This is a genomic window from Paenibacillus sp. RC67 (assembly GCF_030020805.1).
GTDB lineage: Bacteria > Bacillota > Bacilli > Paenibacillales > NBRC-103111 > Paenibacillus_S.
Genome location: NZ_CP125098.1, coordinates 5,248,420 through 5,269,692, shown reverse-complemented (window position 1 = coordinate 5,269,692; position 21,273 = coordinate 5,248,420). Strand labels below are relative to the sequence as shown.

20 protein-coding genes and 1 pseudogene are annotated in these 21,273 nt (G+C 43.8%); 13 read left to right on the top strand and 8 right to left on the bottom strand.

Features of this window, described 5'->3' with window-relative positions:
- The first annotated feature begins 67 nt into the window (after positions 1-67).
- Positions 68-685, top strand: a complete 618-nt coding sequence (locus QMA13_RS23900) for an FMN-binding negative transcriptional regulator (protein WP_282936239.1) — start codon at positions 68-70, stop codon at positions 683-685.
- A gap of 165 nt (positions 686-850) precedes the next feature.
- On the opposite strand, the gene QMA13_RS23895 is transcribed toward QMA13_RS23900, so the two are convergent.
- Both QMA13_RS23895 and QMA13_RS23890 read right to left on the bottom strand, forming a co-directional pair.
- Positions 851-1,867 carry a phosphotransferase gene (locus QMA13_RS23895; protein WP_282936238.1) on the bottom strand — a complete coding sequence of 339 codons (1,017 nt, stop codon included), beginning with the start codon at positions 1,865-1,867 and terminating at the stop codon, positions 851-853.
- Positions 1,868-2,953, bottom strand: coding sequence for a glycosyltransferase family 4 protein (locus QMA13_RS23890; protein WP_282936237.1), 1,086 nt, complete (start codon positions 2,951-2,953; stop codon positions 1,868-1,870).
- Positions 2,954-3,329: 376 nt separating this feature from the next.
- Between QMA13_RS23890 and QMA13_RS23885 the strand changes: the two genes are divergently transcribed.
- From QMA13_RS23885 to QMA13_RS23875, 3 genes are all read left to right on the top strand, one after another.
- The gene (locus QMA13_RS23885) at positions 3,330-3,782 is read left to right on the top strand and encodes a MarR family winged helix-turn-helix transcriptional regulator (RefSeq protein ID WP_282936236.1); all 453 of its coding nucleotides are present in this window, start codon (positions 3,330-3,332) and stop codon (positions 3,780-3,782) included.
- A 24-nt stretch (positions 3,783-3,806) separates the two neighbouring features.
- Complete coding sequence (gene paiA, locus QMA13_RS23880; RefSeq protein WP_282936235.1) at positions 3,807-4,325, top strand: spermidine/spermine N(1)-acetyltransferase; 519 nt, start codon at positions 3,807-3,809, stop codon at positions 4,323-4,325.
- A 110-nt stretch (positions 4,326-4,435) separates the two neighbouring features.
- Positions 4,436-5,437 carry a Gfo/Idh/MocA family protein gene (locus QMA13_RS23875; protein ID WP_282936234.1) on the top strand — a complete coding sequence of 334 codons (1,002 nt, stop codon included), beginning with the start codon at positions 4,436-4,438 and terminating at the stop codon, positions 5,435-5,437.
- Between the two features lie 424 nt (positions 5,438-5,861).
- Here the strand turns inward: QMA13_RS23875 and QMA13_RS23870 are convergent, their stop codons facing one another.
- A complete protein-coding gene (locus tag QMA13_RS23870; RefSeq protein ID WP_282936233.1) occupies positions 5,862-6,407 on the bottom strand; it encodes a DoxX family protein in 546 nt (181 codons plus the stop codon).
- Positions 6,408-6,817: 410 nt separating this feature from the next.
- Here QMA13_RS23870 and QMA13_RS23865 point away from each other — a divergent pair, with 410 nt between their 5' ends.
- A complete protein-coding gene (locus QMA13_RS23865; RefSeq protein ID WP_282936232.1) occupies positions 6,818-7,222 on the top strand; it encodes a hypothetical protein in 405 nt (134 codons plus the stop codon).
- 436 nt (positions 7,223-7,658) lie between these two features.
- On the opposite strand, the gene QMA13_RS23860 is transcribed toward QMA13_RS23865, so the two are convergent.
- Positions 7,659-8,012 carry a hypothetical protein gene (locus QMA13_RS23860; protein ID WP_282936231.1) on the bottom strand — a complete coding sequence of 118 codons (354 nt, stop codon included), beginning with the start codon at positions 8,010-8,012 and terminating at the stop codon, positions 7,659-7,661.
- A 238-nt stretch (positions 8,013-8,250) separates the two neighbouring features.
- On the opposite strand from QMA13_RS23860, the pseudogene QMA13_RS36680 reads away from it, so the two are divergent.
- Positions 8,251-8,367, top strand: a pseudogene (locus QMA13_RS36680) (SF0329 family protein); the annotation flags it as partial.
- A 635-nt stretch (positions 8,368-9,002) separates the two neighbouring features.
- On the opposite strand, the gene QMA13_RS23855 reads toward QMA13_RS36680, so the two are convergent.
- The 3 genes from QMA13_RS23855 to QMA13_RS23845 form a co-directional block, all read right to left on the bottom strand.
- A complete protein-coding gene (locus tag QMA13_RS23855) occupies positions 9,003-9,929 on the bottom strand; it encodes an alpha/beta hydrolase family protein (protein WP_282936230.1) in 927 nt (308 codons plus the stop codon).
- 618 nt (positions 9,930-10,547) lie between these two features.
- A complete protein-coding gene (locus QMA13_RS23850) occupies positions 10,548-11,237 on the bottom strand; it encodes a response regulator (protein WP_282936229.1) in 690 nt (229 codons plus the stop codon).
- A complete protein-coding gene (locus tag QMA13_RS23845; protein ID WP_282936228.1) occupies positions 11,237-12,829 on the bottom strand; it encodes an ATP-binding protein in 1,593 nt (530 codons plus the stop codon). The genes QMA13_RS23850 and QMA13_RS23845 overlap by 1 nt, the downstream gene beginning before the upstream one ends.
- 236 nt (positions 12,830-13,065) lie before the next feature.
- Between QMA13_RS23845 and QMA13_RS23840 the strand changes: the two genes are divergently transcribed.
- From QMA13_RS23840 to QMA13_RS23815, 6 genes are read left to right on the top strand one after another with little or no spacing between them, the layout of a single operon-like run.
- Entirely contained in the window at positions 13,066-13,893 is an 828-nt protein-coding gene (locus QMA13_RS23840) for an ABC transporter ATP-binding protein (RefSeq protein ID WP_282936227.1), read from the top strand.
- A 35-nt stretch (positions 13,894-13,928) separates the two neighbouring features.
- Complete coding sequence (locus QMA13_RS23835; RefSeq protein ID WP_282936226.1) at positions 13,929-14,720, top strand: ABC transporter permease; 792 nt, start codon at positions 13,929-13,931, stop codon at positions 14,718-14,720.
- Between the two features lie 47 nt (positions 14,721-14,767).
- Positions 14,768-15,865 (top strand): ABC transporter substrate-binding protein, encoded by a 1,098-nt coding sequence (locus tag QMA13_RS23830; protein WP_282936225.1) that lies wholly within the window; start codon positions 14,768-14,770, stop codon positions 15,863-15,865.
- Between the two features lie 25 nt (positions 15,866-15,890).
- Positions 15,891-16,784, top strand: a complete 894-nt coding sequence (gene prpB, locus QMA13_RS23825; RefSeq protein WP_282936224.1) for a methylisocitrate lyase — start codon at positions 15,891-15,893, stop codon at positions 16,782-16,784.
- A 53-nt stretch (positions 16,785-16,837) separates the two neighbouring features.
- Positions 16,838-18,280, top strand: coding sequence for a bifunctional 2-methylcitrate dehydratase/aconitate hydratase (locus QMA13_RS23820; protein ID WP_282936223.1), 1,443 nt, complete (start codon positions 16,838-16,840; stop codon positions 18,278-18,280).
- Positions 18,281-19,150, top strand: coding sequence for a LysR family transcriptional regulator (locus QMA13_RS23815; protein WP_282936222.1), 870 nt, complete (start codon positions 18,281-18,283; stop codon positions 19,148-19,150). It begins immediately after the preceding gene.
- Between the two features lie 72 nt (positions 19,151-19,222).
- Here the strand turns inward: QMA13_RS23815 and QMA13_RS23810 are convergent, their stop codons facing one another.
- Positions 19,223-19,852 carry an RraA family protein gene (locus tag QMA13_RS23810; RefSeq protein ID WP_282936221.1) on the bottom strand — a complete coding sequence of 210 codons (630 nt, stop codon included), beginning with the start codon at positions 19,850-19,852 and terminating at the stop codon, positions 19,223-19,225.
- A gap of 267 nt (positions 19,853-20,119) precedes the next feature.
- Here QMA13_RS23810 and QMA13_RS23805 point away from each other — a divergent pair, with 267 nt between their 5' ends.
- A complete protein-coding gene (locus tag QMA13_RS23805; RefSeq protein WP_349254166.1) occupies positions 20,120-21,256 on the top strand; it encodes a PrpF domain-containing protein in 1,137 nt (378 codons plus the stop codon).
- Positions 21,257-21,273 lie beyond the last annotated feature (17 nt).

Here is a 21,273-nt window from a genome sequence, read left to right as displayed (position 1 = left end):
GTTCTTCTACAAGGCCACTCTACCGCTTTATTATTGTACTAAAGAAGCATAAAGAGGAGAGAAACATATGTATATACCGTCCCATTTCAAAATTACGGATTTAGTTGTTTCCCACAAAATTATGAGAGAAAATAGCTTCGCTACTTTGTTTTCTCAACTTGAGGGAGTACCCTATGCTACCCATTTGCCTTTAATTCTAGACACCAATTATCAGTATTTATACGGACATTTTGCTCGTCCTAATCCTCAATGGAAAGATATAAGAAATCAACTTGTATTGGCGATATTTCATGGTCCGCATTGTTATATTTCTCCCTCTTGGTATGAGACAAACAAGGCTGTGCCAACGTGGAACTACGTGACCGTTCACGTATATGGGGAAATCGAATTCATCGAGGACGAACAAGAGATAATGGCATCTTTAAATGATATGGTATTAAAGTACGAGGCCAGTGATAGTTCTTACAGGCTGCAGGACGTAGATCCAGAGTTTCTAAATGGCATGAATAAAGGAGTTCAAGCCTTTAAGATAAAAATAAATAGTATAGAAGGAAAAGCAAAGTTAAGCCAAAATCATTCCGCACAACGACAGGGACTTGTAATAGAGCAATTAGAAAAGATTAACAAGTCAGACGAGCAAAAAATTGCCTCATTGATGAAACAAAATCTTAAGTCGTTGAACTAACGGATACAATAGTTGAACAGTAACAACGAGCAGATGCCTTGCAGCCTGCTCGTTTAATTGTCATATTAGTTCGCGTAAAAAAACGGCGCAATTATAGCATATAACGCTTATCCCTTATTAGAAAAAAGCTCCGTTTAACGCAACGGATCGGCAAAGCCATAATAATTATCTCGCATATTTGTCTAAATGCTTAAGAAACAAGGTAATTCTCCTTTCGTCCTTAAGAGCTCGCAGAAATTCTTTCTCCGAAGTTGTTTTATCTTTTAGACTTCTATGATTAAATTTCCTGAGTAAAAGGTACGTCGTTTGAGGAAAACGTAGCCAGACCTTCAAAAGAGCAAAATCTTCTTTATTGAGTTTGTTAACCGATTGATAACCGTCAAGGATGGAGCGGGCGATCGCAAAATTCCAGCTATGGTCTTTACATGAATTATACAGGACCCTGTATAATTCGTAAGCGCGTAAGTCGAATCGGAGGGTTTCAAAGTCGATCAGATGGGTTCCTGTACTATTTATAATAAAATTTGTCGGTCCACCATCTCCATGACACAATGTAGCCCTATTTCGGCTTCCACTGCAAATTGCCTTGTACTTAGAATTAAGTAAACCCCGAGAAGCTGCTTTAGAATAGCCCAAAATCTCATGGCCATGCTGCTTAAGAAGATGATCCATCTGCCTGTGGAACCCGTTTTTATGGGCAGTAGTTACATGCTTTTTCAAGAAAATGTGTTGTATTCCAAGCATTCTTGGCCAACTCCCCAACATGTTAGAAGAACCAGCTTTGAATAAATCAACGTTCCGACCAGCACTGTGAAATTTCGCTAAGGCAATTCCGCATGCGCGCATATCTTTACTTGAACGAGGATCAGGCCATCTTCCTTGTATCCATGGTGTGAGTATATAGTTGGTTCTAGAATGTGCTCTTACGAATAATCGTTTCCCCTCTCGCGTCAAAGGCTTTCGCCAGGCCATTCTGGGAAACCCTGTTTTCTTAACTCTAAGGAGTGCTCTATCAATCCAATGCAAACGAGTCACCGGGCAGGGCATACGCTTCAAGCAATACATACTGCCATTGATCAAAACAACTCTATAAACCCCTTTTTGGACATAGTCTATTCGTTTGGCCTTTACCTTAAACCTGGTAAGCAATGTCGCTGCTTCACGAGAGTTGTTCTTACCCATTCACTTCCTCCTTTTTAGGCGTACAAATAATTTTTTGTATCGCTCAGCTATATCAGGCCAACGATAGCGCCGTGCCTTGAGTTTGGCGTTACGTATTCTCCACTTTGTTTTCGTTGGGTTTATCAAGACTTGCTCGATCGATGATGCGATTGCTTTACTAGTAACGTATGGAATGATTTGTGAGTTTTGATAATTGACAAGTTCCTTTAAACCGCCGGCACGGGTGGAAACAAGAGGGTTACCACTAGCCATCGCTTCAAGTGCTGTAAGACAAAATGATTCCCCCTTTTTACTTGGTACGACGACTATACCAAAGGATGCATATTTATGTTTTAGTTTATGTGGCGGAAGGAAACCGAGAAATCGTACTTTCGATGCAAATCCTTTACGTCGTGCGATGGTAGCAAGTCTATTTCGATATCTGCTAGAACCTTTGCCGATGATCGTTAAACTGAGCTTATTATGCTTACGCGCTAACGTACCCGTAGCCTCCACTAACGAGGAAACCCCTTTGGACGAAATCATTCTTCCGACGTAGAGAATCTTATGCCAAGGGGCCTTTGATGTTTGGGAGGAAGGCGTTACTCCATGGGGGATTACTGTTGTCCTTGATGAAGCTTTTGGATATCTCTTCACAATGTTATTCTTCAACCATTTACTTGGAGCAACGACTCGATCGGCACCTAGAATAATTTCCTTTAAGATTTTTCCCCATCTTTGTCTTGATTCAACTAAAGAGTGGCAGGTATACACAATGGGAATCCGATATCTTTTCTTGTATAACAATGCCTCCCTCGCATACTCCAAACTATGCACATGAATGACATCCGGTTTTCTCTTAATATATTTTGAGGCTGCTCGTTTCAAAGAACCGATTTTGTAAGAACGATTACTACTGTCAAAATAAAGAGCAGTTTGGGGAACACTAATTATAAGTAAGTCATTCTGACGGGTATACGTTACTTGCTTGCCAGAACCTTTACTCCATACGATAATCTTAATGTTTTTTCTACCCATCGCTTGTGATAGGTTGGTCGCAACAGTTCCAAGCCCACCGATGATTAGTGGACTAAACTCTGTTGTCATTACCCAAACGTTAGGAGATCGGAATCCTCCCATGTCAGCATCCTTCCCTTCGAACGTTTTGATTCGTTCTTCTTTATGAACTTCAAGCTAAAAGTCATGCCCACATCTATCCACATATTGTACTTACCTATCCATCGTATCGCAGAGACTGCTTATGCATAATTTATGTAGACATCGAAATAGTGTTTGGACGATTGTAACAAATGATGTAATTAGTACATCTCTACAAAAAACTATTGGTTCGGTTGCTTCTAAAACTACTGCCGGACGTAGTCCAATAAAATTATTTTTTGTTGCAAATGCAATAAAAATAGGTTAAATTTGTTTTAAATCATTTTTATTGCATTTGCAATAAAAAACGTTATGAGGAGTAATTATGAAGGAAATTCTTCGTGAAATTGGAATGATAGCAAGGGCATTAGATTCTATAAGTAATATAGAATTTAAAGAATATGACCTTACAAAAGGGCAGTATTTGTACCTTGTGCGAATATGTGAAAACCCAGGAATCATTCAAGAAAAGTTAGCTGAGAAGATAAAAGTAGATAGAACAACAGCTGCTCGTGCTATAAAAAATCTTGAAATTAATGGATTTATTGAAAAAAATGATGATAAACATAACAAAAAAATTAAAAAACTCTTTCCAACAGAGAAAGGGAAAAATGTTTATCCTTTTTTAAAAAGGGAAAACGATTATTCCAATATGGTCGCACTATCTGAATTCTCCGAAAGTGAAGTAGAAACCATTTTTAGCCTGCTGCAAAGAGTCAGAAAAAATGTAGAAAAAGACTGGGAGTTTGTAAAAAAGGGAAACAAGAGAAATTATTGATTTATTAATAGGAGGACAAATAGAATGACACTAAATACAAAAAAGTGCACGTTAGAAGATATAGGCTTACTTCAAGAAATTAGTGTTGAAACATTTAATGAAACTTTTATGAATCAAAATTCACCTAAAAATATGAAAGCCTACTTGGAAAGAGCATTTAACTTAAAACAAATAGAAAAAGAATTGTCCAATATATCTTCGCAATTCTTTTTTGTTTATTTTAATAGTGAAGTTGCTGGATATTTAAAGGTCAATACCAATGATGCTCAGTCTGAAGAAATGGGTGATGAATCACTTGAAATCGAGAGGATTTATATAATGAGCAAATTTCAAAAACATGGGCTGGGTAAATATCTGCTAAATAAAGCTATAGAAATTACGATGGAATATGATAAAAAGAAAATCTGGCTAGGCGTATGGGAAAAAAATGAAAATGCTATTGCTTTTTATAAGAAAATGGGGTTTGTTCAAACAGGAGCCCACTCTTTCTATATGGGTGATGAAGAACAAATAGATTTTATAATGACCAAAACACTCATATAACATTTTTTTGAAATGATATTGAGATAACGGGACACATTAGTTGAAAAAAGAAAGAGCTGCCAAGGTACTCTTATACTTCCAATTCGATTAGAAATTGAGGTGTTGCATTTATGAAATTAGCGATGATCGGTGTTACTGGGCACACCAATTATGTGTTCGGTGGGCTGCGTGAGCTGCCGGAGGTCACGCTTGCCGCCGTGTCTGTCGGTTCCGCCGGCGAGACGCTGGACAAGGTCACACAAACAGCGCATAAGGAGGGCCACTCGCCCGTCGTCTATGAGGATTACATGAAGTTGCTGAACGAAGTCGAGCCGGACATTGTGGCGGTCGCTTGTCATTTTCACGACCATGCCCGAATTACTGCGGAGGCGTTGCGCCGAGGTATCCACGTGTTTGTCGAAAAGCCGATCGCGACGACGCTGGACGACTTGGCTATGCTGCGTGAGGTGTTTGCTGTTGCGGAGGGCAAAGGCGTGCATCTTGCAGCAATGCTCAGCATCCGTTATCAGCCGGCTTTTTTGACCGCATGGCTTGCGGTTTGCGAAGGGGCGGTGGGCGAAGTGCGGCAATTGCAGGCACAGAAGTCATACCGGCTCGGCCGCCGGGGTGAACCTTTTACGAAGCGGCACACTTATGGCGGTACGATTCCTTGGGTCGGCAGTCATGCAATTGATTGGGTCCGTTGGTACAGCGGCCAACGGTTTGAAACGGTGTACGCAACGCATTCTACCTTATTTAATGAAGGACATGGCGAGCTGGAGCTCACGGCACAGTGCCAATTTACCATGTCAGGCGAAACCAGCGCCTCGGTCAGCATAGACTACTTGAGGCCGAACGAGGCGCCGTCGCACGGTGACGACCGGATTCGCATCGCCGGAACGTCCGGCGTGTTAGAGGTCCGGGATCAGCAGGTGCTGCTGATTAATGCACGGCAAAGTGGCGTGCAGGAGCTGCCGCTGGTGCACAAACGTGAAATATTCGCCGACTTCGTGCGGCAGATTAACGGAGAAGGGCACTGTTTGGTCAGCGCCGAGGATTCGTTTTACGTGACTGAGGCTTGCCTGAGGGCGCTTATGTCGGCGGATGAGAAACGAGTCGTTCTTTTTGAGTAAGGAACCATAAACATGAACTCCCGGCACTAAAGTACCGGGGGTTTTGATTATATGTTCCGTTATTCCACAAAATGTGCAGATAATGCAGGTTAGGGGGAAATGCCTTTATCAGGAGGACTTTTTTAAAAACGTGTACTACATTGCTACTTAAAGAGGAGGATAATCATAGCGAATGAACCCTTTGGATAAAGAGCTGATTTTTAGAACAAAATTCAATTCGCGGTAAGGCTTTCTTAAAATCATCAATTTCTTTAACAAGGGCATCGATCTTATGATGGTAGGCGGTTGTTGGGAGAAAAGGGAGAGCTTTCATTGGATTCCTATGACAGTTGGAAAAGCACTCTGAAACTTATTAATCGGGAATAGGTTAAAGTTAAAAAAGGATCCGCAACAGCTGATCCTTTTTGGGTTGTTTTGTTGTGGGTTAGGCATGTGCTGGTTTGTGATTTGTACCCGTTCCTGCTGTGCGGTTAGCGTCGTCTTTTTTATGTGTGAATAGCTTGCGCAGGTACGGCATCAGGTAGTAGTCTAAACCGAATCTGCCGGTATTTGCGCCTGCCAAGAACAAGATCCCGCCGATAAGGATGAACCAAGGGTTCGTGTTTACAGTACCCGCGAACATGAACATGAAGTTCATGAGAAGTCCGAAGAAAGCTGCGGCAGTAGCCAAAGCACCGAGAATCAAACCAAGACCAACTAAGAATTCGCCGAGCGGAATCACAAAGTTAATTATTTTAACATTTGGCAGTGCAAAATGTTCTATGAATGTGGTGAAGGTCGGATAAACAAGTTCATTGGTTGCTTTGTCGATCACCGGTTTAGTGACCGCGTTATTTAAGAATCCTTCGGCAGTAAATCCGCCTGTTAACTTTTGCCATCCATGAGTGAGCCATTCATATCCAATATACAAACGTATGAAAAGAAGGAAACCAGCTGCATATTTATTTTCTCTAAGCCATTTACCTAGCATGAGAATCATCTCCTAAATTTAAGTGGTGATTTTTTTCACAAAGTGTGTTAAAAAAATTACTCTATCTAATTCAGCCAAGAATGGGACCGTTTTTGTGCTTTCATGTTACATCTTCCTTTCGATTACAATGTTTACTTCCTTTCTACACCTTTAATGTACCATGTATTAAAGTTTAATTATGTGATTAAAATCACAAAGTGTGAATTATTTTCGATTGTACACAAAATTGGAGTAAAGGCAGCTGTTAAATTGGTTGCTTTTTCTCAACTAACGGGCAGTTATCTATGGCGTAACATATTTTAACGGAAATCCTTGGGTCTGCGCCGAAGAAACATGAATATGTCTGATATGACCGATATAGGGAGCTTAGGTGGGAATGAAGAAGATCCTCGTTAGTGGAATTGTAGCTAGTGGTAAGACGACATTGGCTAAACGATTATCAAAAAAATTTAATGAATGTACCTTGGTATTATCTCGATACCATTGTCCATCATCAAACGCCAACAGGGCGATATAAGCGTACAACAGAAGAGCAAATTGAAGTTCTAAAGGATATAGATAAAAATGGTGAATGGATATCTGAAGGAACTGATACAAAGTCCTATCAATGTTTATATCAAACGGCAGATACAATGTTAAAAATGATGTATAAATGGTCACGGGACTTTGAACTAGATAGAAGCAGTTTTGAAGCCAAGTTAAAAATATATAGTGAGAACCCCTTTGGGATGTCGTTTGGAAAAGAACGGCTAGAACATTACAACTTTTTGGCTTGTTCTGAAGGAACGGATCAGAAGGCTAAGTTTATCCTTTAAAAGCATAATCGGGTTATCGTACTCTCTCCACTGCCCAAATAGCTTTTTACTGAGGTAGTTGATTATATATCAATAAATTCGAAATATCTTCTGCTTGGTATTCAACCGATGATTATAGTCAAAAAAGGGAGTCGATGACATATACATTTCTGCCGAGTATTCGACTAAGCTCGTATTGAAGGAGCGTAAATATATTTGATCTCAGCCGTAGAGTGCTGAAATTGAATTTAGCTGCAGGGAGTGAAAAAATGTTTCCATGTCATAAAGAACAACGCCTAAGATCGGAAACCCCGACTTAGGCGTTAATGTCGAATGAAGAATCGGCTTAACGAACAATGCTTTTCAAGAAAGCACCTAGCTCAATAGGTAGGGTGTAGTTTGGAATTGGTACGCAGTGCATTATGAGTCCCAAATGAGAAATTAAGAGAAGTCATACTCATACGATTCTTGTTAATTCACTATTAATTACTCGATGTGCGGCAACATAACGATCTTTCGGACTAATCCCAAACGATGCAAATTGAACCTTTAATTGATTGGTAATAAATTGGACTTCATACTGCTTTGCATTTCCCACAAAAAAGCTATTGTATGTGGATGCATTCGGTTTCACTATAAACGCAACATTATGAATCAATTTCTTCTTTCCGTTTAATGCATACACTTTGATTCTTACTTTGGCATTCTTATGTTGATGCTGGTTTAGTGAGTTCACAACAATATCGCTGGATACAGTCTTGTCCTTCTCCGTTAGGTTATTCAGAGGTCCAGTCGTATATTTACGAATCATACATACTCGCCCTTTCATAAACAAGATATTATGAAAAAAGTCATGTCGCTGTAATATCTTATACATTCAAGGGTTTATCTGATTGGACGAAGCCTACTTCTTTATCTTCACAAAATAAAAAGGTGATCATAAAGATGCCCCCTCAGCGGTGGAGTTATTTTCATTGTAAGTAATAGTATTATGAGTAATAGGACAACTGCCTCAATGGGTAGTTATTAATATAGAACAAGGAGTAGTTATGACCTGGAGCAAATTGAAACAAAATCTGGAGAGTTTTCTCTGTCCTGCGTTATATGGAAGGGTCGAATACCGTGCAACGAGCTACCGTTATTTACCCGATAAAGCAGGGCATTGTTAAATTGCAGTAAATAATATTTGTAGCCTGGGACTTATATTGAAAAGTAAGGGAAGTAGAACAAATCGCACGATTTACGTAGGCTAAATCATTGCTCTAGCGGGCAGTTATGTTCAACAAGGGCGTTCAGATTCCATCTGGATACTCTCACCTTGTCCACGCAGTTGAACTAGTGAATGCATACGATACACCATAATCAAATTCGATTAAGGGAGGTGTATCACGTTGTCAAGTTCGTGTGGATGTGGGGGAAAGTTCCAGGAAAAGAAACATAACAAATTTGACCAAAATCGCATGATCAGTACACGAATTGGAAATGCCATGCTATCTATTCCATCATTTATATGTAAAGGTCGTAAACGTCGTCGTAGAACAGAAGTAGATTCTGTAACTTTATTCCATAATAGCCATTTTACGATCACCCAAATATCAATCACAGGAAGTGCCGAACCATGCACTCCATTAATCGCTGTAGGAATGTTCGATTGCAAAATCGGATTATCTGTTGGTTGGATATTTACTCTCCAGAGTATGCATCGTGTGTTTAAGGATTGGACATGCAAATGTTCAATAGCAACATATATTGTGATGTTTTTTTGAGAATCAAATTCAGTTTCTCATATATATTGTGCGGACTAAACCGACAGAATCCACTTTGCTACATCCTCTATAACAGTGCCGTCCACCGTTTGCGGAACATTGTATTCTTCCCATATGTCTTTTAGCGTGCCATATATCGCTTTCATAAACATGTGGTTCAATCCGGGGTAGAGTTTGCATGAGGCATTGGGGTGGTCTTTTAATATCTGTTGGTATTGGTTAAAGTCTTTTTCAACTGAAACCTGAACGTCTTTATCACCTTGCAAAACAAACACTGGCTTATTAGTTTTTATCAGATACTCTTTATTTGGGTGTTGCTGCATTTCCTTTAGATACCATGCATAGACGGAACCAAGCAATAGGGATTGCTTTGCTATCTCTTCAGACATGTCGGCGATGGAATCAAACTTGTCTTTTAGTGCTTTTATCTGCTGTGATGCCATTTCACGCTGAGATTCGTCAAGCTGTTTCAAGGAATCTTCATTTTGCTCAATGATAACTTCGTCCAGCGTCCGAAGTGTGCCAGCAAGAATTACAAGCCCGGCAAAATCGCCACCCTCGGCATCGATTCTGGGAGCGAGCATCCCACCCTGGCTGTGGCCAATCATAAATACACGGTTAGCATCTACACGCGGATCTGCCTTTAACATGCGGGAAGCAAATAGCGCATCGTGAATTATCTCTTCTTCCACGGTTAAACTGCCGCCGAATTCTTGAATAAGCTGCTTGCCATAGGTGCAAGTGCGTTTATCATACCGCAGGGATGCAATTCCTTTTTTGGCAAGGCCATCCGCGAGGTCTCGAAACAGTTTATTAGCACCAATTGTTTCGTCTTTATCCAAGGCACCGGAGCCATGTACAAATACAACCGCTGGAACTTTTTCTGTATGGGTATCTGGCAGCGTCAAAATCCCTTCCAATGGATAGGACGGGTTAGCTACAACTGTAACTTGTTCTATCATACTCAAACCTCCTTTAAGAATAACATTGTTAGTTGTAAGTCTTACTTCTCATTATTTCCAAACAACAAACGAATTACAGACATAAAGAGATACTATCACCCACCATCAAAATTTTCCAGCAAAAACGTGTGTGTTTTTGAAACGGGGGCGGTACATAAAGACGACGTGTATTGACACCACGCCCGCTGTTTCTAAAGCCCGCGGCAGCGCTCTCGAGACACCTTTACCGCGTAGCGGAAAGTGTCAGGGTAGGTCATATACTTTGCAAAAGTATATGAAACGTACCTCATGGCCCCATGCGCCTAGGCATAAAAAAGAGTCCAGTAGGAACAGAATAATGCCTAGGGGTAGAAAAGTGATGCACCTTTATTCGGTCATGGATTTTTTAACATTTCTGGGCTATTTTTGTGTCTGAAAATAAAAGAAGGGGGTAGGGTAATAAAAATTTTCCATCAAGCAGACAATTGGACCTATGAATTGGAGTGTATGCGACAATGAAACAGATATTGCCGTTGCTATTTATTAGTTCCATATCCCTTCATGCCTCCTGAATTACGCAAATGAACGAACTCAACAATTGCATAATTTCACAAAAAAAGATACGAACCTGCAGATTCATTATTTCATAAGGCAAAATAGCCGTTGCGGACGACCGACTGTCCCGTATTGCAGAAATTCGTTCGCTATTCCTTGTTCAATGAAATATTCCAGATAAGCGCGTGCCGTCGAGCGGCTGACTCCAGATAAATGGGCGATCTGTTCAGCACTACAAGGATTTTCGTTTTGCAGCATCGTTTGCTTAATTCGCTCTAACGTTCTAAGATCAATTCCTTTTTGAGGCTGCTGACCTACCGATGGCTTGGAGGATCTGAATTTTTTCAGTCCTTCCACGAATTGCTGATCCGGTTTGGCAAGGGATTGCAAATGAATTTTGAACAACTTGTATTTCTCCAACGTTTCCTTCAACAGATCAAGATCAAAAGGCTTAATCAGATAATCGAAAATTCCCAGTTGAAACGATTCCTCGATAATCCCGATTTCCTTGGCCGCAGTAATTAATATGACATCGCAAGAAATTTTATCGGACCGGAGCGTTCTAAGCACGTCAATGCCTGAACGGTCAGGCAAATAAACATCGAGAACTAGCAGCTCCGGCTTCAGCTCCCTGGCTAATTCCATGGTTTGTTCAAAATTACCGGCAATTCCCACCAGCTCATAGCCTTCCTGCAGCTCTATATAGCTGGCATGAACTTTGGCAATCATAAAATCGTCATCGACGACCAATACCCGCAGATTGGTTGACTTCATTAAATATTCCTCCTAATGGGCAGACTTGCGCGAATTGTCGTTCCTTCCGAGGAACTGTCGCAAGTAAGTAAACCGCCTTGATTCGAAATTAACCGGAACACATAGGCCAGCCCGAAGCCACGATTGTCTCCTTTTGTTGTCGTTCCGTCGTTGAACAGAATTTCCTTAACGGCTGGATCGATACCGGGACCATTGTCTTTCACATGAATTAGAAGATCGTCATCTTCTTCCTTCAAAAATACGGCTACCGTCGGTGGCTGCTGCTTGACGTCGGACGTCTGGATTGCCTCGAAAGCGTTCTCAATCGTGTTTCCCAGTAACGTAACGACAATTTCTCGATAGGAGCACTGTAAAGGTATATAGGATTCCGGACTGACGGTCAGTTGGATCCCAAGCTCTCCAGCCCGGTGTGTTTTGCCGATTAGGATGCCGACGACAGCCGAATCCCGAATTTTGGCCAAATAGAAATGTAATGCGTCCTGATGCTCTACGTTAATTTGTTGAATGACTGCCTTTGCCTGATCGTACTGCGATATTTGTATCAATCCGGAAATCAGATGCAGCTTGTTCATGAACTCATGTCTTTGGCTCCGCAGTGTATCTGCATACCTGCCGATGTCGGCGAGGCGCTCATCAATTTGGTTCAGCTGCATTTTATCCCGGAACGTACTGACCGCACCGATCACCTGCCCTAACAAGGTAACGGGGACGCGGTTCGCAATAACAAGCGTATTGCCGATGATCGTAGGCTGGTCACGCTGCGAAATCCCATTGTCCAGTACTTCCGGCAATCGGGTTGTCGGAATGACGTCGTAAATGCTTTTGCCGATCAGTTCCGTTTCTTCCATACCCAGAATTTTTTTGGCTTCCCGATTGCAGGTTACGATATTTCCCTCTTTGTTGACAGCGATAATCCCTTCACTAATTGCATCCAATATAGCAGATTGCTCTTGTGTTACGAAAGCGATTTCATGCGGCTCCATGTTAAAAATCTGCTTTTTGATATGACCGGATAACAAGTAAGCGCCGAGCAGTCCGAAGAAGAGAGCTGCCATTCCGATGACAAGCACTTTTTGAAGCAAAATGAACAATTGGCTCCAAACGTTGTCTAGCAAAAAAACGACCGATACCACACCGATTTGTTTATGGTTGCCGTCAAAGACTGGGGCTTTTCCCCGAACGGAATAACCGAGGCTTCCTTTGGCCTGACTAATGCTTTCATTCCCGCTTAAAACAGCATCATTATCGTCACCTACCATATGCTTGCCGATCTCCGCAGGGTTGGAATGGCTGTAGCGGATTAAATTCATATTGCTAACGACAATCGCGTCAGCCCCAACATTGTTCCGTATTTGTTCGGTAACCGGCTGGATCGTCAGTGAAGGGTTGGATTGTTCGAACGCTTCCACGATTTGTGTAAGGCCAGCTATGGTTTTGGCTACTCCCAACGCTTGTTTGCCCGTTTCTTTAAATTGATTATCAGCGACAATATAGAACATGGCAGAAATGACCAGGACAAGAACGAACAAAATGTTCAAGGTAACCAGCATGTTAATTTTACTTCGAAGCGTCATTTTCCTGAATCGGCTCATACAAGCGGCTCCTTTTATCCAAATATGCAAAATTAAAAAGGGAAGTTATAACCATAGTTTAATGTCTGTTGCAGATAGCCGTAAAGATATAAATTATCCCTGGGGCGTTAACAATATCGCCAAAATCGAAATAACCGCCAATAATCATAATATCGGCAAAATATTTCAATTAAGTTGGATTCGTTTATAATTTGTTGTAAGCGCTACCAAATAATATTCGCAAAGGGGACATCATCATGAATCCAATGAGCTCTCGCTTATCCGATTCTCCAATGATCGATCTGCAAGGGGTCACAAAAGAATTTTTAAAACCGTCGGGCGAAATTCACACCGTTTTGCAGGGAATTAATCTTCGTGTAGAAAAGGGGGAGTTTTGCTCGATTGTCGGGCCAACGGGATGCGGGAAATCGACGACATTAAGTCTGATCGCCGGTTTTGAGAAACCTTCGGTCGGCAAAGTACGAATCCAGGGAGAGCAGTTGGAAGGGATCAACGACCGTGCCGCATGCGTCTTTCAGACGGAGAACGCATTTCCCTGGAAGACAGTCATCGATAACGTTTCGCTTGGTTTAAGACTGACGGGAACGCCAAAAAACGAAGCTTATCATGAGGCGAGACGGTGGATCGAGAAGGTGGGGCTCAAAGGATTCGAAGGCCATTACCCTCATCAGCTGTCCGGCGGTATGAGAAAACGCGTCGCTTTGGCGCAATGCCTGATAACCCAACCGGAAATATTGCTTATGGACGAATCGTTTTCAGCACTGGACGTACACACGAGGCACTTGATGGAAAACGAGCTGCTGAAAATATGGGAGGAGACATCTGCATCGGTCTTTTTCATCACGCACGATCTGGAGGAAGCGATTGCTCTGAGCGATCGTGTTATCGTTCTTACGGCAGGTCCGGGAGCAACCATCAAGGGCGATTATAAAATTCATCTGGAGAGGCCGAGAAATGTAGCGGAAATTCGTTTCGATCGGCAATTCGCTGAGCTTCACGAACAAATTTGGAACGACTTGAGGGACGAGGTGATGCTTAGTTATGCAAACGCAAACAATGCTTAATACGCACGAAGAAATTGTATCCCGGAAAAAAGGAAATGAGAGCGAAAGCAGCAAAAATCAAAATTCGAAATCTAACATTACAAATCATCGTCTTCATTGCGATTTTCGGCTCGTGGGAAATATTATCGGATAAAAAAATTATCGATCCGTTCTTCTTCTCCAGTCCTTACGCCATTCTAAAGCAAATCATCGAATGGTTTGTCGAAGGCACTAGCCAGGGTCCACTCTATATCCACTTTGTCGTTTCATTCGAAGAAACGGTTATCGCCTTTGTCATCGGAGTTATTCTCGGAGTCATTGCCGGTTACGCTCTAGGGAGAAACGATATTTTGTCTGTCATCTTCGGTCCGTACATTCAAATGTTGAATGCGCTGCCAAGGGTGGTGCTGGCTCCCATATTCATTATCTGGTTCGGACTAGGCATGCCTTCAAAGATCGCACTGGGCGTAACGCTTACTTTCTTCATTGTGTTTTTCAATGCTTTTCAGGGAGTTCGCGAAGTGGACAAAAATTTGCTGAACAACGCCCGGTTGCTTGGCGCAAGTAAAAGCCAATTGGCGCAGCATGTCATTATCCCTTCGGCCTTAACATGGATTTTGTCCAGCTTGCATTCAAGCTTCGGCTTTGCGCTTGTCGGCGCGGTCGTCGGAGAGTTTATAGGTTCAACGAAAGGATTGGGCTTTCTTATTGCCCAGGCTCAGGGGGCTTTCAATACGACCGGCGTGTTTGCGGGAATGGTTCTTTTATCGGTGACCGCCTTGGCCGCTAACTGGGGCGTGACCAAGCTAGAGAAACGGTTTATTGCGTGGAGACACGTTCGGCAATAGTCTACGGTTTTACGAATTTATTTCATCATATAAAGGGGAAATGACGAATGAAACTGGGTAGAAACGCAAAATTGAGTGTAAGCGTGTTGATGTCGCTAGGATTGATTTTGGCTGGCTGTGGAACCGCACCAACAGATAAGCAGGCTTCCGGGCCTACACAGGCTCCGAAAGGAAATGACCAGCAAGCCACCGCACCAACACCGGCTCCGGTCAAGCTTCCGAAAGTCAACATTATGGTCGGCGGATTAGAGAAAATTATTTACCTCCCGGCCAAATTAACTGAAAACCTGGGCTACTTTAAAGAAGAAGGGCTTGAAGTGGAGCTAACGAGTCAGGCGTCCGGCGTCAATGCAGAGCAAGCGCTTATTGCCGGTGAAGTCCAAGGGGTAGTCGGCTTCTACGATCATACGATCGACATGCAAGCGAAGGGGAAAATCCTTCAAGAGGTCGTCCAGTTCGCTACGAATCCCGGTGCTAGATTGATGGTTTCAAATAAAGTGAAGGATCAGATTAAAGGCTTGCCCGATTTGAAAGGGAGAAATATCGGGATCACAAGCTCCGGAGCATCGTCCCACTTTCTCGTCAATTACTTGGTGACAAAAGGCGGAAACTCTACTAAAGATTACGTGCCTTTGGCCATAGGCGCAGGAGGAACGTTGGTTGCCGCCATGGAGCAGGGTAAGGTGGATGTGGCCTGGGCGACGCAGCCTACTACGGCATTGCTGGAACAAAAGGGCATTGCAACGACATTCGTCGATCTGGAGAGTCAGGAAGGAGCAAAGCAAGCGCTAGGTGGTACTTACCCGGCATCAAGCTTGTATATGAACGCGGATTACGTGAAGAAAAATCCGGAAGTTGTGCAGCGTCTGGCAAATGCTTTCGTTAAAACCTTGAAATATATGAGCACACATAAAGCGGAGGAAATTGCCGACAAACTTCCGAAGGAATATTACGCAGGCGACAAAGATTTGTATGTGAAATCACTCCAAGCTAGTCTTTCCATGTTTACGAACGATGGGAAAATGCCTGCTGGCGGTCCGGAAAAAGTATTGGAGGTTTTAACCGTATTTACGCCACAACTCAAGGATACCAAAATCGATCTTGCCAAAACGTATACGAACGAATTTGTAGATAAAGCAAAGTAATAAAGCCGAACAGGAGAGTGACATTTTGAGCCGTATTGTAACGCCTGGTTCCCGGTTGCGGGAAGCATTGACAATTGAACAACCACTGCAGGTCGTCGGAACGATTAATGCCTACACGGCTATGATGGCGGAGCGAGCAGGCTATCGTGCCATTTATTTATCCGGAGGCGGCGTCGCCAACGCTTCCTTCGGGTTGCCGGATCTCGGCATTACCAATTTAAATGACGTTCTTGAGGACGTCCGGAGAATTACGAACGCTACGCCCTTGCCGCTGCTTGTCGATGCCGATACCGGCTTCGGCGGTGCTTTCAATATTGGACGAACGGTCCGCTCGATGATTCAGGCCGGTGCGGCCGGCATTCATATCGAAGACCAAGTATCGGCCAAACGGTGCGGTCACCGCCCGAATAAAGCGATCGTCAGCTGCTCCGAGATGGTAGACCGGATCAAGGCGGCCGTAGATGCCAAGTCCGATTCCACCTTCGTCGTTATGGCGCGTACGGACGCGCTTGCGGTCGAAGGACTGGAAGCGGCGATCGACAGGGCATGTGCTTGCGTGGAAGCCGGAGCCGATATGATTTTTCCAGAGGCCTTACTTAATCTGGAGCAATACGAAAAAATCGTGAAAGCAGTCGGAGTCCCGGTATTGGCGAATATTACCGAATTCGGTCAAACGCCGCTTTTTACGGTCGACGAACTGGAGCAGACAGGAGTCCGTATCGTATTGTACCCGCTATCCGCCTTTCGAGCAATGAATGCTGCAGCTCTGAAGATTTACCAGACAATCCGCAGCGAGGGGACTCAAAAAAACGTGGTGGAGCTTATGCAAACGCGCATGGAGCTGTACGATTTCCTCAATTACCATGAATACGAACAAAAGCTGGATAGGCTTTACAAACAAAACGCAGATGAAACATGATCTAACGACCCTGATCTGTTCAATATCGATTAAGACTTCACGGAGGTATCCCGATGTCATCACCTATTAGTAATGTTCGACCGGAGCCGGATCGCGTTTTGCTGGATTTAGCTGACTATGTTTATGATTACGAGATTCAAAGCCCAGAAGCTTTTCAGACGGCGCGCCTATGCTTGATGGACACACTTGGTTGCGGTTTGCTTGCTCTGCGGTATCCGGAGTGTACGAAGCACCTCGGACCGATAGTTCCAGGAACCACAGTACCTCACGGAGCAAAAGTTCCGGGAACCCAGTATCAATTGGACCCGGTGACGGCAGCGTTCAACATCGGCTGCATGATACGTTGGCTGGACTACAACGATACATGGCTTGCCGCCGAATGGGGACATCCATCGGATAACCTGGGAGGCATTCTTGCGGTTGCCGATTACATCAGCAGAACGAGAGTCGCTGAAGGGGGAGTCCCTTTGACGATGCGAGACGTGCTGACCTCGATGATCAAAGCGCATGAAATTCAGGGCATAATAGCGCTTGAAAACAGCTTTAACCGCGTCGGCCTCGATCATGTGGTGCTAGTTAAGATAGCTTCAACCGCGGTTGTAACGAAGCTGCTTGGCGGATCGAAAGAGGAGATGATCAACGCAGTTTCGGGCGCGTGGGTGGACGGTCATGCGCTGCGAACTTATCGTCATGCGCCGAATACCGGTTCACGCAAATCTTGGGCCGCCGGTGACGCCACCAGCCGAGCCGTCCGTCTATCCATGATGGCGCTAAAAGGCGAAATGGGCTATCCTTCCGCACTTACCGCTAAAACTTGGGGGTTCTACGATACGTTATTCCGAGGGGACGAATTCAAGTTTCAACGCTCGTACGACTCTTATGTGATGGAAAACGTGCTGTTCAAAATCTCGTATCCGGCGGAATTCCACGCCCAAACCGCAGTAGAGTGTGCGATCCGGCTGCATACTGAGGTTCGGAGCAGATTGGAGGATATCGATCGCATCGTACTCACCACGCACGAATCCGCCATTCGCATCATCGATAAGCAGGGACCGCTTCACAATCCAGCGGACCGTGACCACTGCTTGCAGTATATGGTCGCCATCGGTTTGATTTTTGGTGAATTGACTGCGGATCATTACGAGGATACCATTGCGTGCGATCCCCGGATCGATTCGCTGCGAGCCAAAATGATGACGAAGGAGGATGAGCGTTACACTCGGGAATATCACGAGCCTAATTTGCGTTCGATAGCGAACGCGGTTCAAATATTCTACACGGATGGCAGCAGTACGGAGCAGGTAGAAGTGGAGTTCCCTATCGGTCATAAAAGAAGACGTGCGGAAGGAGTTCCACTTCTGGAACAAAAATATGCGGCGAACCTGGCAACGCGTTTTCCGCGGAAACAGTCACAAGCCATCATGGAGCTATGCCTGAACCAGCAAGAGCTTGAGCAAACGCCTGTCCATCAATTCGTGGACATGTTCGTGATCTAAATGGACGACAGGGATTGGAATATTATCAAAGTACTTTCCGAGCAGCGCAATGTTACTCGAACGGCGCAAATTTTATTTATTTCGCAACCTGCCTTGACGAATCGGCTGCAGCAAATCGAAAAGGAATTCGGTGTTCAAATCGTTCTGCGGAAAAGCAGAGGCATTGATCTAACGCCAGAAGGGGAATATTTGGCCAAATGCGCCGCCGATATGCTTCTACGAATCAATAACATAAAGGATCATGTCATTAATATGCGCAGCCAAGTCACGGGAACGTTGAGACTCGGAGTTTCCAACTATTTTACGCGCAATAAACTGCCGGCCATTTTAGAGTTATTTAAGCATAATTATCCCGATGTAGAGTTTAAAGTCATCACGGGCTGGAGCAGCGATGTACTTAAAATGGTTTATAACCAGCATGTTCATATCGGTTTTGTTCGTGGGGATTACCCTTGGAGGAATCGGAAGCATCTCCTCTTCGAGGAGAAGGTATGTATCGCATCCAGGAAAGATATCGAAATGGACGCTCTTCCTTTTATATCCAGAATCGATTATCAGACGGACTACTTGTTTAAATCGATGGTAAATGATTGGTGGTCCGGCAGATTCGCCCATCCTCCGGTGATCGGCATCGAAGTGGATAAAGTTGAAACTTGCCGGGAAATGGTAATTCGAGGCTTAGGTTATGCCATTATGCCGACCCTAATTCTCGAAGGTGTCCCTGACATTCACAAAATTAATATTGCCGATAGCAACGGCAAGCCTCTAATCAGAAGAACTTGGATGTATTACCATGAGGAAGCGTTGGAATTAAATCTGGTAAAAGCTTTTGTGCAATTTATGCAAAGTTTGGATTTGAGCAATCCTTAATAACAGGATAAAAAAATGGGAGGGAGAAATCCCCCCATTTTTTAACTGAAGTAACCATTAAAGTATCGACTCTTACGATTTGCTTGTACCGATAATCTCATCAATATAACGGATGATTCGTTCGGGATTTCCAGAATATTCAGCCGCACGTTTATGATCCAGATCCAGCTTGGTCATTGCCAATCGAAGCACTTCTTGTTCCTGCCTTTGGGGCACGATAACGACTCCGTCCGCATCACCGACGACAATATCGCCTGGATGAACCGTTGCTCCGCTGAATGAAACCGGAACATTAATCTCGCCGGCACCGGATTTGGCGCTGGCTGCAGCTGTTACCCCTCTGCAGAATACAGGGAAATGAAGTTGCTTCACACCTGCGATATCTCGAATGTAGCCATTCGCGACTATGCCTTTGATTCCTAACGATTGGGCCATGCCGACGACAAAATCCCCCGCGACCGCGCGATAATCATCCCCCTCCACGAAGATAACCAGAATATCCCCCAGCTTGGCTTCCCGGATCGCTCTAAGCACGGCCGTGTTATCCCCAGCAGGCATCCGAACGGTAATAGCTCTTCCCACCACCCGGTATTCCTCCTTTAAAGGTTTAATGTGGGGGTCCAAACCGTTCATTCCTTTCATAGCATCCGATATGCAGGTTGTAGGAAGCTGTTGGAATCGGTCAACGATATCGTAAGACAAGCGAAACCCTCCTTATTGGACATAGTCATATTGTGTATTTACTGTAGGATTCTGGCCTGTCAGCCAAAATCTTTTGCTAAATATAACTATAGAGGATGTTTCTGCTTAGATGAAATTCAAATAAAGAATAGCACACGATAAATAAATCTTATATCTCCAGATATTTAAAATCTTGATGGATACCCATTTGGTATAAGTATTATTTTTTTACCGAATCGTGCACTACAATGAAACCAGCTTAATCAAGCAAATTGAGTATGGAGGTCGATGGATATGCCCCAATTTTCCGTACCGTGCGCCGTTTACAGGGGTGGCACAAGCCGAGGTGTGTTTTTTGATAATAGCAGCCTACCGGAAGATTCAATAATGCAGAGGAACATTTTCCTACATGGGATCGACGCTTATAACGTGAATCAAATTAATGGACTCGGCAGCGGAACCTCGCATACAAGCAAAGTATGTGTCGTTTCGCGTTCGCAGCGCGATGGGGCGGATGTGGATTATACGTTCTATCAAATCGGAATTGGCGAAGAGATCGTCGATGACAAAGGAACATGCGGCAATTTAATGGCTGCCGTAGGCGCCTTTGCAGTAGATGAGGGTATGGTTGTAGTAGACCCTTACGCGGATGATGTGGACGTGTCCGTGTTTAACACCAATATTCAGAAAATGCTTCAGATAACAGTACCGCTTGTGAACGGTAAAGCAAAAGTGTTAGGCGAATATGCTATGCCTGGAATCTTGGGGACCGGCGCTAAATTCACCGTTAATATTATGAATCCTGGGGGAGGAAAGACGGGAAAGACTTTGCCGGTCGGTTTGCTATGTACCGTGAAGACAGAGCAGAGGGATTATAATGTATCATTCGTCGATGTCGTCAATCCTTTTGTATACGTGGCTGCTGAAGAATTGGGAATTAGAGGAATGGAACCGAATAGCGAGCTTTCAATGAACGAGGAGCTGCTTAATGAACTTGAAATCATTCGAAGTCGAATGGCTGTTCATGCGGGAATGGCGAAGTCTCCTGAACAAGTCGCAGGCTCCGTTCCTAAAATCGCAATAGTATCGAAGCCTCATGACTATGTTACTTCCACAGGCAAGCGGATCAAAAAAGAAGATATCGATATTGTGGCTAAAATGCTATCGATGGGGAAATTTCATCGAACTTTTGCCGGAAGCGGACTTTATAACATAGCTGCCGCCGCCTTGTTGCCGGGTACTCTACCAAATCGATTTGCGGCTAAGAAAGCCCGTTTGCAAGATCAAATCATCCGAATCGGTCATTCGGAAGGGATTGCAGAGGTACGCGTTTCGTTAACAGAGGATAACAAGGACGTTGCCTTCGTCGGACTGGACCGTACTGCAAGAAGAATAATGAAAGGCGATCTGTATATTCCAGAGTAAACATTACGTTTTCGGAT